Below are 16,307 nucleotides of genomic sequence, written 5' to 3' on the forward strand. Positions count from 1 at the left end.
TTTTAAAATAAAAAACCAGTTCACTGAGTGAACTGGTTTTATGCTTATTCGACAAATTCAAATTCAAAATTACCAATCCGAACAATGTCGCCATCTTTCGCGCCACGTGCTCGTAATGCCTCATCGACACCCATACCACGTAATTGACGTGCAAAACGCATTACTGTTTCATCATGATCGAAATTCGTCATTTCAAATAATTTTTCTAATTTTTCACCAGATAAAACCCATGAAGCATCTGGTTCACGATCAATCGTAAATTCTGGACCTTCTGGTTGGAAGCCATAACGAACGGTTTCTTCCTCTACCACTTCATCTTCATATAATGGGAATTCAGGCGTTACTTCCAACAAGTCAGCTGTTGCATTTAATAAAGGTTCAATACCTTTACGAGTAACCCCAGAGATTGGGAAAATAGGTAGCTCATCGGCATACTCATCGGTGCGTTCCTTCGCAAGTTGCTCTTTAAATTTCGCTAAATTCTCTTCTGCTTCAGGCATGTCCATTTTATTGGCAACAATAATTTGAGGTCGTTCCATCAAGCGTAAATTGTGTGAAGCCAATTCTTTATTGATTGCCAAATAATCTTCGTAAGGATCGCGTCCTTCCATGCCACTCATATCAATGACATGTAAAATAACACGCGTCCGTTCAATGTGGCGTAAGAACTGTGTTCCTAAGCCGACACCTTGAGAAGCTCCTTCAATTAAGCCTGGCAAATCTGCTGCAGCAAAGCTTCGACCATCACTAGTAGTCACCATCCCTAAGTTTGGAACTAACGTCGTAAAATGATAGGCACCAATTTTCGGACGAGCGGACGAGATAACAGAGAGTAACGTTGATTTCCCTACAGAAGGAAACCCAACTAAGCCAACATCTGCTAAAACTTTTAATTCTAATTCGATTTTACGTTCTTGACCCGGTTCGCCGTTTTCGGCAATTTCTGGTGCAGGATTTCTTGGGGAAGCAAAGCGAATATTCCCGCGACCACCGCGTCCGCCTTTTGCTACTACTAAGGTCTGACCATTCTCAATTAAATCCCCAATTAAAGCTCCAGTTTCTGCATCACGAACTGTTGTACCTGGTGGAACTTTGACAAGTAAATCTTCTGAACCACGACCGTGCATTCCTTTACTCATACCATTTTCTCCAGGTGTCGCCTTAAAATGACGATTAAACCGGAAATCCATTAATGTGCGTAATCCTTCTTCAACAACTAAAACAACGTCGCCACCGCGACCGCCATCACCACCAGCGGGACCCCCGTCTGGTACATATTTTTCTCTACGGAAAGCAACCATTCCGTCGCCGCCTTTACCAGCTTTGACATCAATCGTCACTTGATCTAAAAACATGGACATATAATTTGTCCTCCTATTCTACTTCTACTATCTTTAATCACCTCAAAAAGCATGATTCGAAAGTCTTTATTATTGTATCGGGAAAACAACCGTTTGTCTAGCAATTCTAGTTAGTTATCGTTGGAAAAAGCAAAATTTCTCATGAATCTTTCGCTTTCTTTTTGTCGCTTCGCTATCAGTCTTTTGACAAAAAAATTTTAGAGGTTCATACTATAGATAGTTGAAGAAAATCACTTTTTCAGCAAGGGTCCAAAGAAACACAAACATCTAAAGGAGGAATTTTTGTTATGACAGTCAAAGTAGGAATTAACGGTTTTGGAAGAATTGGTCGTTTAGCCTTTCGCCGAATAAAAGAAGTTTCTGATGATATTGAAGTTGTGGCTATCAATGATTTGACTAGCCCAACAATGTTGGCTCACTTATTACAATTTGACTCTACGCATGGCACCTATCCTGGCACCGTGACAGCCACTGAAAATGGCATTGTTGTTGACGGCGAAGAAACCCATGTCTACGCAGAACCAGATGCAAGTAAAATCCCTTGGGTTAAAGAAAACGGAGTAGACATTGTCCTTGAATGTACAGGTTTTTATACTTCTGAAGAAAAAGCACAAGCTCATTTAGATGCAGGTGTGAAACGTGTGGTTATCTCTGCTCCTGCAGGCGCAATGAAAACAATCGTTTACAACGTCAATGATGATACACTTGATGCCAACGATAAAATCATTTCTGCTGGTTCATGTACGACAAACTGTCTAGCACCGATGGCTTACTTCTTAAATAATGAATTCGGTATTGAAGTTGGTACCATGACAACTGTCCATGCCTACACATCAACACAAATGCTATTAGATGGCCCTGTTCGTGGCGGAAATCTTCGTGCGGCACGCTCTGCTGCAGACAATACTATTCCCCATTCAACTGGTGCTGCTAAAGCAATTGGCTTAGTTATTCCAGAACTTAATGGAAAATTACAAGGCCATGCCCAACGTGTTCCCGTTGTGGATGGATCCTTAACAGAATTAGTTAGCATTTTAAAAACAAAAGTAACAGCTGATCAAGTAAATGAAGCAATGAAAAAACACACCATTGATAACCCTTCTTTCGGTTATGATGATCGTGAAATTGTTTCTGGGGACATAATCGGCACGACAGAAGGTTCGATTTTTGACCCAACGCAAACAGAAGTAACGACAGCTGGCGATTTCCAGTTGGTGAAAACTGTGGCTTGGTATGACAATGAATATGGTTTTACTTGCCAAATGATTCGCTTATTGGAAAAATTCGCTAATTTATAATGCCAATAAAAAACTGCCTTGCATAAATTAATGCAAGGCAGTTTTTTTAATGTTTACTTTGACAACTTTGACAAATACCATGAAAAGTTAAGCGATGATCTTTGACTAAAAAATGATACCGACTTTCAACAATTTGCTCTACTTCACCAAGCAAGTCTTCTTCCACTTCCTCAATTGTGCCACATTCTAAGCATAACAAATGGTGGTGAAAGTGTTTGGCGCCTTCTTTTCTTAAATCATAGCGAGCTAAACCATCGTTAAAGCTCACTTTATCAACGACTTTTAAGTCTGTTAAAATTTCTAGCGTTCGATAGACTGTTGCTAGACCAATTTCCGGACTTTTTTGTTTTACCAAGAAGTAAATTTCTTCTGCTGATAAATGATCTTTTTCATTTTCCAATAATACAAGTACGGTTGCTTCCCGTTGTGGTGTTAATTTAAAGCCTGATTCATGTAATTGTTTTTTTGTCTTTTTTAAAGCAGCAGTCGAATCCATTATTACAGCTCCTTGTTTAGAATGATTACAAATTAAGAAACTTAATTTATCAATCAAATTAAAATAATTATAAAAGAAATAACTGTAATTTGCAAGATATTCTCAATTAGCTACCTTAATTTTTTTCTTTTGATTGTTCCAACGAGCCAATTAGAATTGTTTTACCATCTTCTTGTTTAATTAATTTTTGTTTCATTAAATGACCTAAAGCGCGTTTAAATTGAGCTTTACTAATGCCAAAGGTTTGTTTAATTTCATCAGGGCTTGATTTATCGGTGAAAGGAATTTGGTGATCGTTTGCTCTTTCTAAGAAAGTTAGAATCATTAACGCATCATCGCTGATTACTTCATGACTTCTTGGTTTTAATGAAAGATTCAATACGCCGTCCGGCCGCACGCCAATCACACGTCCCACTACTTTTTCACCTAAACGTGGTTCCTGGAATCGTTCAGAAGGATGGATAAATCCAATGTATAAATCATCAGTTAAAATATACGTTCCTGCAAGTTTCAGACGATACACATGCCCAGTTAAGTTTTGGTTTTGCATTTCAGCATTCCCACGTTTTGCCATGGCTTTAAAGACTTTTTCATCTGCTAATTCGCCCCAAATGCGGTCTTTACTGTCCACTTTTAAAGTAACCATTACTCGGTCTTCTTTTTTAGGCCAAAGTTCCCGCATAGTTGGTAATTCATCCAACGAAATAACGACATCTTTATCTGGTAAGCCAACGTCTACAAAGACACCTAAATCACGTCTCGTTCCTGTGACAGTACCAAAGCCATAGCTACCAATGCGCACAGTAGGAATTGTAGTTGTCAGTGCTGGCTCTTGTTTTTGATTTAAATAACCAAACCCTTCTACAGCCTCCCCTATAGCATGCGTACCTTCTTCTTTTTTTAAACGGAATGTGATGCCATTTTTTTGAACAAAATAAAATTGTTCATTTTCATCGACCACAATGCCGGTAAATGTTGTTGCTAGTAATTCTCTCATTTATCATTAACTCCTCAAGGAAAATCAATCGAACAAAAGATTTCCGCTTTTGTTCGATTGTTTTTATTTTCTTTTATTGCCCTGCATTACGAGAAGCGTTCCCTTTGAACCAACCTGTTTTAGCATTGATTGTAACTAAATACATGTGAACATTTTTCTCTGTAGTGCCTTCTAATAATTTTGATTGATTGTTTGTTGCATAAAGATTGTAGTAACCTTCGCCATTCACAATTTTGGCAGGTTCTAAAGAATATCCGCCAGGAACCACATAGCCACGAGCAATCACTGTGTCTAAGACTTTTTCTTTCACACCTGGTGCCCATGTCCACGCTGGATTGCTACTATCAGCGATATCGGCAGCATCTGGCGCATAAAGCGGACTAGTGTAAACCCCGTCACTGTTCGGCGCCGTGTAGCCATTCGCTTCTGTTTTCGCTGTTTCTTCCTTCTTAGCGTTCTCTTTTTTCGCGGCAGCAGCTTGTTTCGCTTGTTCTTCTGCTTGTTTTGCTTGCTCTGCGGCAGCTTGTTCTTCTGCAATTCTTTTCTGTTCTTCTTCAACCTTGGTTAACGCTTGGTCAGCTGTCGTGACTTGTTTGACCAGTTCTTTTTTCAGCTTATCACTTGTTACTTTATCTACTTCTGCCTTAGCAGCTTGATACGTGTCTCGATTCAGCTGATTGGTAGTTTTTCCATCTTTATAAATGACCTCGACTGCTTTTTTAGCTTTTTGTAATTGGTTGTATTGTTGGTTCGCTTGATCGATTGCTTGGTTCATCAATTGGTCAAATGGATCATTTCCTGTTAATTTCTTTACGGAAATTGGTTGATCAGCCGCTAGAATCGCCGGTTTCAACTCATTGCCATTGACAATCGGCGCCTCAAATAATTGGTTGATTTGTTGAATGGTTTGTTGCTTCTCTTTCAATGTTTGAATTTGTTTATTTAATTGAGAATACTCTTCTGAATCTTTAATTTCCGCGACTTGTTTTGAGAGTTTTTCTGGACTAACAGTCACCATATCTGGTTTAATAAAAACTTGCTCCTTCGTGGTATAAAAGGCTGCTAGTTCATCTTTCAGCGTATCTGTTTTCTTGGTTAGTGCCGCCGCCTCTTGTGCGGCAGCTTTTTGCGTTTGATCATGATACGCCCAAGCACTACCTCCAGCTAATAAAACAACCGCAAGCGCAACGAAAACTACTTTTTTTGATGGTTTCTTCGGAGCAGGCGCTGGTTGAGCATTCCCAGTTTCATTCATCGGTGGTATCACACCTGAATCTGAAACTTTTTCCTCGGTTGTATCAGCTTCGCTCGGTTCCTCTAGCGACGCTGCACTTGTTAACCCTTCTTCAGAATCTGAAATGGATTCAGTTGGTGTTTCGGCTTGGGTTAATACTGCCTCACCGCTGTTTTCTAACTCTTGGGTCTCTGCTGTTTCTTCTGATGGATTTTCAGACATTTCTGTATCTGCTCGATGCGCTTGAATATAAGCTTGCAAAGTTTCGTTTGGTGTTACATCTTGATCTTCTATCGGTGGTTGTGAAAAAATTTCTTCTTCAGAAGTGGTAGAGATAACTTCAGTTCCTGAAATCTCTGTTAAAGCTTCCTCTTCTGACTTCACTGTCTCAGATACCTCAGCTGTTTCTGCTTCAACAGTAGTTGTTTCTTCTGTTGTTTCTTCTGTTGTTTCTTCTGTTGTTTCTTCTGTTGTTTCCTCTAAATTAACTGCTTCGTCCGTTGCTAGTTTTTCTTCTGTTGAATGAGTAGGCATCGCTTCTGTCGCTGGTATCGTTTCCTCCACCGAATCATGAGTCTCCTCACTAGCCCCTTCTTGAAGCACTGCTTCTGAATCAGAAACATCCTCTGAATCAGAGACTATTAAGTTATCTTCTATCGACTCTTCTTTTTTGTCATCATTACTTTCTTCTTCAGGTGATTCGCCAAACAGTTCCATCACATGGCCTAAGCTCATATCTTTTAACTCAGACCATTCAATATTCTCATTTAATTGATCTTCATGTTGTTCATTTTCCTGTGTTTTAAAATCTATATTTGTTGAAGTCGTTTCCGCTTCTTTTTTATCAACTGTTGTGTCAGTTAGTGAATAGCCACATGTTGGGCAGGTCGTTAATTCTGCATCGAATTCGTTCCCGCACTTCGGACATTTCTTTGTCATTCTTCCGCCTCACATTCTGCTAATATTCCATTACTTCTAATTTACCACAACTTGCGCCTTCTTCCAATAACTAGCAATGACATTTAGAGACTTTTTAAAAATCAAAAGCGGCTCTTCTCGCATGCACGAAAAGAGCCGCTAAACGGTATGTTTATTCTAAAAAGTCTTTTAATTGTTTTGAACGAGAAGGATGTCTTAGTTTTCTTAACGCTTTTGCTTCAATTTGACGAATACGTTCGCGAGTGACACCGAAAACTTTTCCGACTTCTTCTAGCGTACGTGTCCGACCATCATCTAAACCAAAACGTAAACGTAAAACATTTTCTTCACGGTCTGTTAAAGTATCCAGAACATCTTCTAGTTGTTCTTTTAACAATTCGTAAGCTGCATGTTCAGCAGGACTTGTAGCATCTTGGTCTTCAATGAAATCACCTAAATGTGAATCATCTTCTTCACCAATTGGTGTTTCTAAAGAGACTGGCTCTTGTGCGATTTTTAGGATTTCACGAACTTTTTCTGTTGGTAAATCCATTTCCGCACCAATTTCTTCTGGCGTTGGTTCTCTACCTAAATCTTGCAATAGTTGGCGTTGAATCCGAATCAATTTATTGATTGTTTCAACCATGTGAACAGGAATTCGAATTGTTCTAGCTTGGTCCGCAATTGCCCGCGTAATCGCTTGACGAATCCACCAAGTAGCATACGTAGAGAATTTGAACCCTTTACGGTAGTCAAATTTTTCAACAGCTTTCATTAAGCCCATATTACCTTCTTGAATTAAATCCAAGAATTGCATACCACGACCTACATATCGTTTGGCAATTGAAACAACCAAACGTAAGTTAGCTTCTGCTAAACGTTGTTTTGCTTCTTGATCGCCTTCTTCAATTTTAAGTGCCAATTCAACTTCTTCTGCAGCAGTTAATAATTGAACGCGCCCAATTTCTTTTAGGTACATACGCACGGGATCATTAATTTTAACACCTGTTGGCGCAGATAAGTCTTCTGCTTGGGCCTTTTCCGCTTCTTTTTCATCTTTTTTCAAGCTATGTTCACTTGGGTCTCCATTTTCATCGACTACGCTGATACCAGCATCTTCAACTTTTTGGATCAATTTTTCCATAGCTTCTGCATCCAAAGTATACGGTGTGGCTAATTGATTCGCTAAATCATCATAAACCACTGTTCCTTTAGGCTTGTTTTCTTTGATAAATGCTGCCACTGCAGCTTCATATTTTTTACTTGTTTCTTTTTCCATGAAAGAAGGCCCCCTTCATTTTTCGGTTCACGCTTGAAATAACTGATAAATCACTCGGACTTATCAAAATAAAATGAACAAAACGCTTAGTTCTATTCATTTATTGCTTAAGTAAATGTTCGTTGAGCTTTAAGCTGTCGAGCCAATTGGATAATCTCCATTGTTAATTCGGCTTCAAGCTGTTGGTTGCCCACTCGTTTTGCTTCTTGCTGTTGAATCTTTTTCTGCTCAATTGCCTCTGCAATACTTGATAAGGCAATTACATGTAATAAATCGGCAACTTCTCGCTCAGAGCTTTCTTCCGATAAATTCTGATACGCAATTTCAATTGCTAATTGTTTGGTTTGATTATCTTGCAAGAAATTAATAAAATCGGCAATGTCGAAACTTTGATGCAGTGTCGCATAACTTTCTAGCAAGAAATATAATTCTTGGTATTCATCATGAGCGAACGAAAAATCTGGCAATTGTTGAACGGTTTGCCGTACTCCTTGTTCATTCATTAAACGAAATAATAATGAACGTTCTGCTTTTTGAACTTGGGTTAACGGTAACTTGTTCTGGACGTGATTCTCTTCAAAAACAGGTTCTTCCATTGGTGGTGGCATCATTTCATCTTGATAAAATTGTTGCCTTTCTTGCCGTTGGACTGAACGTTGCTCTTGCTTCAATTGATTGAATTGTTCTTCTAAACTATGAACAGAAAGTTGAAATTCCTGAGCAATTTGGTTTAAATAACGATCACGTTCCAAGGGAGATTGAACATTGGTTAACTCCCGTAACAATTCGTTCACATAATCCAATTGTTCTTTTTCGTTATTCATGTTTCTAGTTAACCGATGATAGTTCATTTTAAAACTAAAAACTGTTTCTCGGCCATGATTGGCCAAATTTTGAAAAGCTTCTGCGCCATATTTCCGCACATATTCATCAGGATCCAGCTTTTCAGGGATGCTGACAATACTCAAGTCAAAATGACTGTTTTCTTGCAATAATTGAATCGCACGGTTTGTGGCTTGAACACCGGCATTATCGCCATCGTAACAAATAACTACTTCCTTAGCGACCCGTTCCAAACGCCGAATTTGTTCATTGGTCAAACTAGTCCCCATTGAAGCCACGCCACTTTTTACGCCTGATTGCCAAGCAGCGATAACATCCATGAATCCTTCAAAAAGCAAGACCGTATTTTCTTTACGAATTTCTTTTCTGGCTTTATCAAAGTTAAACAGCGTTTCTCGCTTATTAAAAAGTGTTGTTTCAGGACTATTCAAGTATTTAGGCATCTCATCCCCTGGAAAATCAGCTGTTTTTAACAAGCGACCAGAAAAGGCGATGACATTGCCTTGGGGATCATTAATTGGAAACATGATTCGTTGATAGAAACGATCCAAAAACGTACCGTTATCTCTTTGGACAAACAGCCCAGAAGGCTCAAAAAGCGTTTCATCCAGTTGTTCGTTTTTAAAAACTTGACTTAAGAAATCACGTTTTTGCGGCGCAAATCCAATTTGAAAGGTCTCAATTAGTTCTTGTGTTAACCCCCGCTCTAATAAATAGTTTAATGCGGGTTCGCCAATTTTAGTATTCACTAAAATATGATGGTAAAGTTCTGCGGCTTTACTATGCAGTTGTAACAAACTCCGTCTTTGTTGGTTTTCTGGGGTATCCGCTACTTCACGCGGCTCTGACCAATCAAAGTCCACAGATAAATGTTCCAAATCTGCAACACGTTTCACGGATTCTGGAAAACTAATGCCTTCAATTTCTTGCAAGAAATTAAAAACAGTTCCACCTTTCCCGCAGCCAAAACAGTGAAAAATTTGTTTGTCTTCTGCTACTGAAAATGAAGGGGAACGTTCTTCGTGAAACGGACATAAACCCATATAATTTTTACCGGATTTTTTTAACTGGACATACTGCCCAATAATATCTACTATATTCGTTCGGTGACGAACTTCCTCAATGACTTCCTGAGGAATGCGTTGTGCCATTGTCCTCACCTCCTAAGAATAGCATTGTGCTAACTCATGTGATTGACCGTTTAAAAAACGCACTGTCATTTCAGTGCGAATTCCAATGGACACATTTACACATGATTTATTGTATCACATAATCGCTGTTTTTCAAGTATCTTGTTTCAACTCAACAAAAAAAGAAAGTATCTAGGACAAAAGTCATCCTGACTCCTGCCCCAGACACTAACTCTTAAAATAATCAGTTAAACATCAAGCTTGCTCCGACTTCCTTCAAGATTTAAAGAAGAACTGCATTTCTGGAGACGAATACTTTTAGCTCAACCTCTGTTTTTTATAAATCTTTAATTGTTTTTCCAGCACGTTTCATTTGTACGAAACCAATTGCTACACGCACCACAATATTAATGGCCATCATAATAAAGAAGAGACCCATTGTTTGCAAAGTTAAGAAACCAATTTCTAAAATGTTGTGGAATAACATAGCTGCTACATAAATACCAATAATGGTACTGAAAACCAAGAAAATGCGTAATGGATTTAAAGGCAGACATGCTCGAACAACAGCCATACAGCTAATTCCAACTAATAAATAATACATTAACGTCGTGGTGTCTAAAGAAGAAAATCCTTGATTTTGTCCAATCAGATAAACAGCAATAATATTCGCTACAACTAAAAGCGCATTAACAGACGCATTTTTCAAAGCCGTTGGTAAAAACTTCCCGACAACTTTTCGTTTGTCCCCTTCGAAAGATAAGAAGAAGGCTGGATATCCTTCAATTGCTAAATCAATCAAGGTCACTTGAATCGGAATGAACGGGAACGCAATGGCCGTTAAAGCACAAATGATTGAGAGAATAAACGAATAAATCGTTTTAATGAAGAAAACGCTGGAAACTCGGGTTACATTATTTACCACACGCCGTCCTTCAAACAAGACATCTGGTAACGTTGTAAAATCAGAATCTAGCAAAACTAGATTAGAAATTTGCCGAGTAGCGCCATCTCCTTCTGCCATAGCGATACTACAATCCGCTTCTCGTAACGCTAAAACATCGTTGACCCCATCGCCGGTCATCGCCACCACATGCTCTGTGTCTTTCAACTCACGTACAATGGTTCGTTTTTGCTGAGGCGATACACGTCCGAACACTGTGTATTGCTGAACCGCTTCACGCACTTCTGCTTCTGTCGTTTTGGTCGACAAATCAATATAAGACTCATAACCGGGTAGCCCAGCACGACGAGCAATATTTGAAACAGTCACCGGATTATCACCAGAAATTACTTTTAAGTCGATTCCTTCTTTTTTTAGATAAGCCAGTGTTTCTTTGGCATTTTGGCGAATTGGATCATCAATTTCTAGAATTGCTAATGGCTCTAAATAAGGCATTTTGGTTTCGTTTAACGGTTGTTGCTCCGCAATAGCTAACATCAAGACGCGATAACCATTCTCTTGTGCTGTAAAAACAGCTTCTGGCAACCGACTATCGTCTACCAAACGCTCAGGAGCTCCTAAATAAACTGTCCCAATTTCTGGAAATTCAATAGCCCCCCATTTTCGTTCAGAAGAAAAAGCCAAGACTTCTTTTGCGCCAAATCGATTGGATACTTCATAATGATCACGAATTGCTTGCATTGTAATATTATTATCTGTACTTTCAGATAGGTAGCTTCCGATAATCTGTGGGAAGAGTTCTTCATATTTGTCATGCAAGATAATCGCCTTTTGCACTTTCATTTTACCTTCTGTAATCGTTCCAGTTTTATCTAAACACAAAGTGTCCACATGGGCCAATGTTTCAATTGAGTACATATCTTGTACTAGAATACGTTTTTTGGCTAACTTAATGACACCTGTTGTCAGCGCAATACTAATTAATAGTACTAATCCTTTTGGTAACATCCCTAACAAAGCAGCTGCAGAAGCAACAACAGATGTTTTAATGCCAGCATCTCTTAACCAAAAAGCTTCAACAAATAAAATAATCCCTAGAGGAATAATCACCCAACTTGTAAATTTAGAGACTTTACGAATCGAATTGACTAACTCTGATTGAATTGGTTTATGCACTTTGGCTTCTTGGGTGATTTTCACAGCATAATTTTCGGCACCAACGTGGATAACACGGGCATAGGCTTGTCCGCTAACAATGAAACTTCCAGAAAGCAAGGTATCGCCGATTTCCTTTTCAATTAAATCTGATTCACCTGTTAACAACGCTTCATTCGCTTCGACTTTACCGTCAATAACTTCCATATCAGAAGGAACTTGTTCCCCTGCAGAGATAATAACAATATCTTCCATAACTAGTTCTTTTGTATCAATTTCTTGTTGTACGCCATTTCGAACAACATGAACATTTTCTTTTGCCACAATAGATAATTTTTGAACTAAATTACGGGCATGAATTTCTTGGAAAATCCCGATTGACATGTTCACAATAATAATCGCTAAGAAAGCCAGATTGGAATACGCTCCGACAAATAGTAAACAAACAGCGATTGCAAAGTTTAAAAAGTTGAATAACGTCATGACGTTATCAAAAATAATATTTTTTGTAGATTTCGCTACATTTTCCTCATAATTATTTTGAAGGCCTAACTCTTTCTGCTTGGCAACTTCTTCTGTACTTAACCCTTTTTTCAGGTCGACTTTATTCAACATCCAGCTCTTTCCCTACCTTTTCAATTAATCAGTTACATCCCTTCTAGTTTACTTGCATTTTCATGAAACTGCAAGAAAAGCCTAAAAAATTCCTGTAAGTTGAAAGAATTCTTTAGACTTTTCTCGTTTTAATTTAACTTTTCAATAAACCAACGATTCATTTTGACAATTTCCGCATAGAACATATTGCCACCATTTTGATAAAGGTAACCACCATTGTAAACTAACGCTTGCCAACGATAATAACGATATTTCGTATTTTGGTCATTCCCTAGCAACGGTGAAAGGACTTCTCTTGAATATTCTTCTGCTAACTCTGTCGTGTGTTTCCCGCCGCGTTCTTTAACAAACTGAATATAATCCAGTCCATAATTATATGCTTGTACGCCTGTCCACTCATCACAGCCAGCTTCTTTTGCTTTCGCTAACGCTTCCGCGAGAAATTTGACGCCATGTGCGATACTTTCCTCTGGTGTTTCAATCACTTCTTGTTGTCCATAAACACTTTCACTGCTCTGCATAATATCGCCAGATTTCCCTTTAGATTCTGTATAGATAATCGCTAAAGCTAATGTTTTGTATTCAGGTATTTTATTTTTTTTGACTTCTGCTTCTACTTGTTTTTCAAAGGTCATTACCGTTTCAACATTTTGATGTATTTTATAGCCAAGATAGCCAAGACCAGCAACTAAACCAACAAACAAAAGTAGCATGATTTTATAAATTATTTTTCTTACTCTACGCATCGAATCATCCAAACTTTTTCTTTTAAGATACGTTCTATGTTACTTGAAATAACTGAAAAAAGCGAAGTTTTTGTTACTTCTTTAGTTTTATTTAATAAAAGTAACTTTTTTGTGAACAAACCGTAACTTCGCAAGATTGAACGTTTTCACCTAGAATAGAATAACAAGTAATTTTATCGAATTTCATCAAAAAAAGGGCTGCCTTACGGCTAGCCCTTTTTTACTTTTATTTTACGGTAACATTCCCGATTACATCATTCATTGAAGTCGTTTGACCTGCTTTTTGTAAATCGTATTGAGCAACGATATCTTGATTTGTGAAAACAACAATTAAATCTGATTTTTTGCCAGCTTGTTCTAATGCGGCTAAATCAATGGTTGCAATTTTATCGCCTTGTTTTACAACTTGGCCTTCTTCAACATGTAATGTAAATGGTCCACCTTGTAACTCAACAGTATCTAGACCCATGTGTAATAATACTTCAATGCCTGAATCTGTTTGGATACCTAACGCATGTTTTGTTGGGAAAATGCTAGTAATTTTACCAGCAACGGGTGTTGAAACTTCGCCGTCTGTTGGAACGACAGCAAAACCGTCACCCATCATTTTTGCTGAGAAAACATCATCTGGTACTTCAGAAATAGGAATAACTTTCCCATTCGCTACAGAATATAATTCAGTTTCTTTTGTTGAAACTGGTGCTTTTTCTTCAACAACTGGTTGAGAAACAGGTGTTTCTTTGACTGGTGTTGCTGGCGCTTGGTGGTTATATAATCGTTGCATTTCGTCAGCAACAAATTGTACTTCCGTACCAACGATCACTTGGATATTGGTGTCATCAATGACTTTCACACCAGGAACCCCAGTTGCTTTAATTTTTGCTTGATCCACTTTGCCTGTATCTTTCACTGTTAAGCGTAAACGAGTTGTACAGTTATCAATAGAAGTTACATTAGCATCAGCGCCTAAACCATCATAAATACGACGAGCTAGAGAAGCAAATTTGTTGTCACCTTCTGCAACATCTGGCGTTTCTTCGCCATCGCCTTCTTCACGTCCTGGTGTCATTAAGTTAAACTTAGTGATTGCAAAACGGAAACCGAAGTAGTAAATTGCTGCAAAGACAAGTCCTTGAACCACCAACATCATTGGATGATTCGCGACTGGGTTTTTCAAACTTAAGAAGAAGTCTACAAAACCTGCACTAAAGGCAAAGCCAGCTGTCCAATGCATAAACGCAGCGAATGCTAAAGAAATACCTGTAAAGACTGCATGTAAAACATATAAAGGCCAAGCAACGAACATAAATGAGAATTCTAAAGGTTCAGTTACGCCTGTAAAGAAAGCCGCAAAACCAGCAGCTAACATTAATGAAGCTGTAACTTTTTTCTTCTCAGGACGTGCACATTGATAAATTGCAAACGCGCCTGCTGGTAAACCAAACATCATTACTGGGAAGAAACCAGCTTGGTACATCCCTGTTTGTCCTACAATTGCTTTACCAGTATCTAACGCTTGTTGACCAGCTAAAAAGTTCCCAATATCATTGATACCAGCAACATCAAACCAGAAAACAGAATTCAAGGCATGGTGTAACCCTGTTGGAATTAATAGTCGGTTAAAGAAACCATACAAGCCAGCTCCTACGAAACCTAAGCTAGAGATTCCTTTACCAAAAGCAACTAATCCGTTATAAACAACTGGCCAGAAGAAGAATAAGACAGCTGAGATTGCTAACATCGAAATAGCTGACATAATAGGAACTAAACGTTTTCCACTAAAGAATGATAAAGCCATTGGCAATTTCACACCAGAGAAACGATTATACATTGCCGCAGCAACTAAACCAGCGACAATCCCGACAAAGACATTGTTGTCCATGCTGTTGAAGGCTGGGTTTACTTCAGCAATATCCTTGAAGCCTTTAATGGCTTGGATAGAAGCAGGCGCTAAAACAGTTTTTGGCACTAAATAAGCGACTAAACCAGCTAATGCTGCCGATCCATCTTTATCTTTTGACATTCCTAACGCTAAACCAACCGCAAATAATAATGCTAAGTTGTTTAAGATAGCCAAACCACCATTCATTAGAAAAGTTGTGGCTGGACTAGCGCCGATTGTTCCCACGATCCAGTTGGCAATACCGACTAATAAAGAAGCCGCCGGTAATACAGCAACTGGTAACATTAACGAACGTCCCATTCTTTGCATATACGCTTTCATTATACGTAACTCCTCACATAAACTATTTAATTTTTATTATTTGGTCATTCTTAATCGTTCAATGTGAATCGATAAATAACCAAGTTCTTCATTTGGTACTTGATAATGAAAATTTCTCATTAATAAGACTTGTACTTTTTTTGAGATTTCATAGCTTTCAGCATACTTTTTCTTTACGACTTCCAAAATTTCTTCATCTAAAACAGCATATTGATTTTGTTGGAAGCGATGAATAAACAAACGTAAATGATTCACCAAACGTGAATAACTGAGACTATTTTTGTCATCATGAATATCAATAGCCAATTCCTGCTCGATTAAATGAATAATTTCAGAAACGATTGTAACTTCACGGATACTTTTACTATTATCAGTACGCCCGCTGCGAGCACTATGGATATGAATTGCAATATATCCCGCTTCATCATAACTAAATGGAATCTCTAAGGTTTGTGTTAAATATTCTACAGCCCATTGAGCAATAGCAAATTCTTCACTATATAAAATCTCAATTTCACTTAAAAGCTTGTTCCGAACAATAATATTATTTTGAATATTTTCAGCTGCAAAAGCAATGTGATCACTCAACCCAATATTAATATGTTCATTCAACTTTTCACCCAATACCGTTTCAGCATGTTGGATAATTTCTTCACTCGCTAAAAAGTATTTGTCTTCAATTTGTGATAGCAGTACTTGAAGTTTTTTCAGTCCTTCTGGCTCCATCACAAACATCCGCTCCACCAATTGTCGAGATAAGACATCATTTTTAGTCTTATTAAACCCGACGCCTTTACCGACAGCTACTTTCTCCTGTCCTTCGTCAAGAACAAGTACAGCATTTTGATTTAGCACCTTTTTAATTTTCATAAATGACCCTCTTCTGCAGAAGTAATTCTAACATTTTCAGTGAAAACAACAAAAAAAGCATAGAACAATCCCGTTAAACATGTTGCGTAACCATTGTACACCACATTGTATTACGAAATTCTTCCATGCCTAGTATTATCTAGTCACATGAAAACGCTATTCATTTGTTAACAGTGCTTATTCTAACGAGTATCATTATTTTTGTCAACCTTTTTCAATTATTTTTTTATTAATTGT

General features: G+C 38.1%; 11 protein-coding genes. 1 reads left to right on the plus strand and 10 read right to left on the minus strand.

The genetic code is table 11. The annotated features are described in order from the left end of the window. Positions 1 to 44: 44 nt before the first annotated feature. Positions 45 to 1,361: a GTPase ObgE gene (obgE, locus tag IGK96_RS07190; protein ID WP_002384537.1), complete on the minus strand. Its 1,317-nt coding sequence runs from the start codon at positions 1,359 to 1,361 to the stop codon at positions 45 to 47. A gap of 287 nt (positions 1,362 to 1,648) precedes the next feature. Here obgE and gap point away from each other — a divergent pair, with 287 nt between their 5' ends. Continuing rightward, complete coding sequence (gap, locus tag IGK96_RS07195; protein WP_071646701.1) at positions 1,649 to 2,659, plus strand: type I glyceraldehyde-3-phosphate dehydrogenase; 1,011 nt, start codon at positions 1,649 to 1,651, stop codon at positions 2,657 to 2,659. A 46-nt stretch (positions 2,660 to 2,705) separates the two neighbouring features. Here gap and fur read toward each other — a convergent pair whose 3' ends face one another. From fur to IGK96_RS07240, 9 genes are all read right to left on the minus strand, one after another. Beyond that, entirely contained in the window at positions 2,706 to 3,155 is a 450-nt protein-coding gene (gene fur / locus IGK96_RS07200) for a ferric iron uptake transcriptional regulator (protein ID WP_002357640.1), read from the minus strand. Between the two features lie 115 nt (positions 3,156 to 3,270). Continuing rightward, entirely contained in the window at positions 3,271 to 4,152 is an 882-nt protein-coding gene (locus IGK96_RS07205) for a CvfB family protein (RefSeq protein ID WP_002361792.1), read from the minus strand. Positions 4,153 to 4,225: 73 nt separating this feature from the next. Further along, positions 4,226 to 6,325 carry a cell division site-positioning protein MapZ family protein gene (locus IGK96_RS07210; protein ID WP_104846649.1) on the minus strand — a complete coding sequence of 700 codons (2,100 nt, stop codon included), beginning with the start codon at positions 6,323 to 6,325 and terminating at the stop codon, positions 4,226 to 4,228. A gap of 151 nt (positions 6,326 to 6,476) precedes the next feature. Continuing rightward, a complete protein-coding gene (gene rpoD, locus IGK96_RS07215) occupies positions 6,477 to 7,583 on the minus strand; it encodes an RNA polymerase sigma factor RpoD (RefSeq protein WP_002360364.1) in 1,107 nt (368 codons plus the stop codon). Positions 7,584 to 7,690: 107 nt separating this feature from the next. After that, on the minus strand, positions 7,691 to 9,577 hold the full coding sequence (gene dnaG, locus IGK96_RS07220) for a DNA primase (protein ID WP_002380276.1): 1,887 nt from the start codon (positions 9,575 to 9,577) through the stop codon (positions 7,691 to 7,693). A gap of 316 nt (positions 9,578 to 9,893) precedes the next feature. Next, the gene (locus IGK96_RS07225) at positions 9,894 to 12,230 is read right to left on the minus strand and encodes a cation-translocating P-type ATPase (protein WP_085443347.1); all 2,337 of its coding nucleotides are present in this window, start codon (positions 12,228 to 12,230) and stop codon (positions 9,894 to 9,896) included. Positions 12,231 to 12,358: 128 nt separating this feature from the next. Next, the gene (locus IGK96_RS07230) at positions 12,359 to 12,976 is read right to left on the minus strand and encodes a lysozyme family protein (protein ID WP_002357646.1); all 618 of its coding nucleotides are present in this window, start codon (positions 12,974 to 12,976) and stop codon (positions 12,359 to 12,361) included. 226 nt (positions 12,977 to 13,202) lie between these two features. Next, positions 13,203 to 15,200 carry an N-acetylglucosamine-specific PTS transporter subunit IIBC gene (gene nagE, locus IGK96_RS07235; protein WP_002374894.1) on the minus strand — a complete coding sequence of 666 codons (1,998 nt, stop codon included), beginning with the start codon at positions 15,198 to 15,200 and terminating at the stop codon, positions 13,203 to 13,205. A gap of 36 nt (positions 15,201 to 15,236) precedes the next feature. After that, positions 15,237 to 16,070: a PRD domain-containing protein gene (locus tag IGK96_RS07240; RefSeq protein WP_002357655.1), complete on the minus strand. Its 834-nt coding sequence runs from the start codon at positions 16,068 to 16,070 to the stop codon at positions 15,237 to 15,239. Positions 16,071 to 16,307: the final 237 nt, after the last annotated feature.

It is taken from the genome of Enterococcus sp. DIV0682, assembly GCF_051712685.1.
In the GTDB taxonomy this organism is placed as follows: Bacteria; Bacillota; Bacilli; order Lactobacillales; family Enterococcaceae; genus Enterococcus; species Enterococcus faecalis.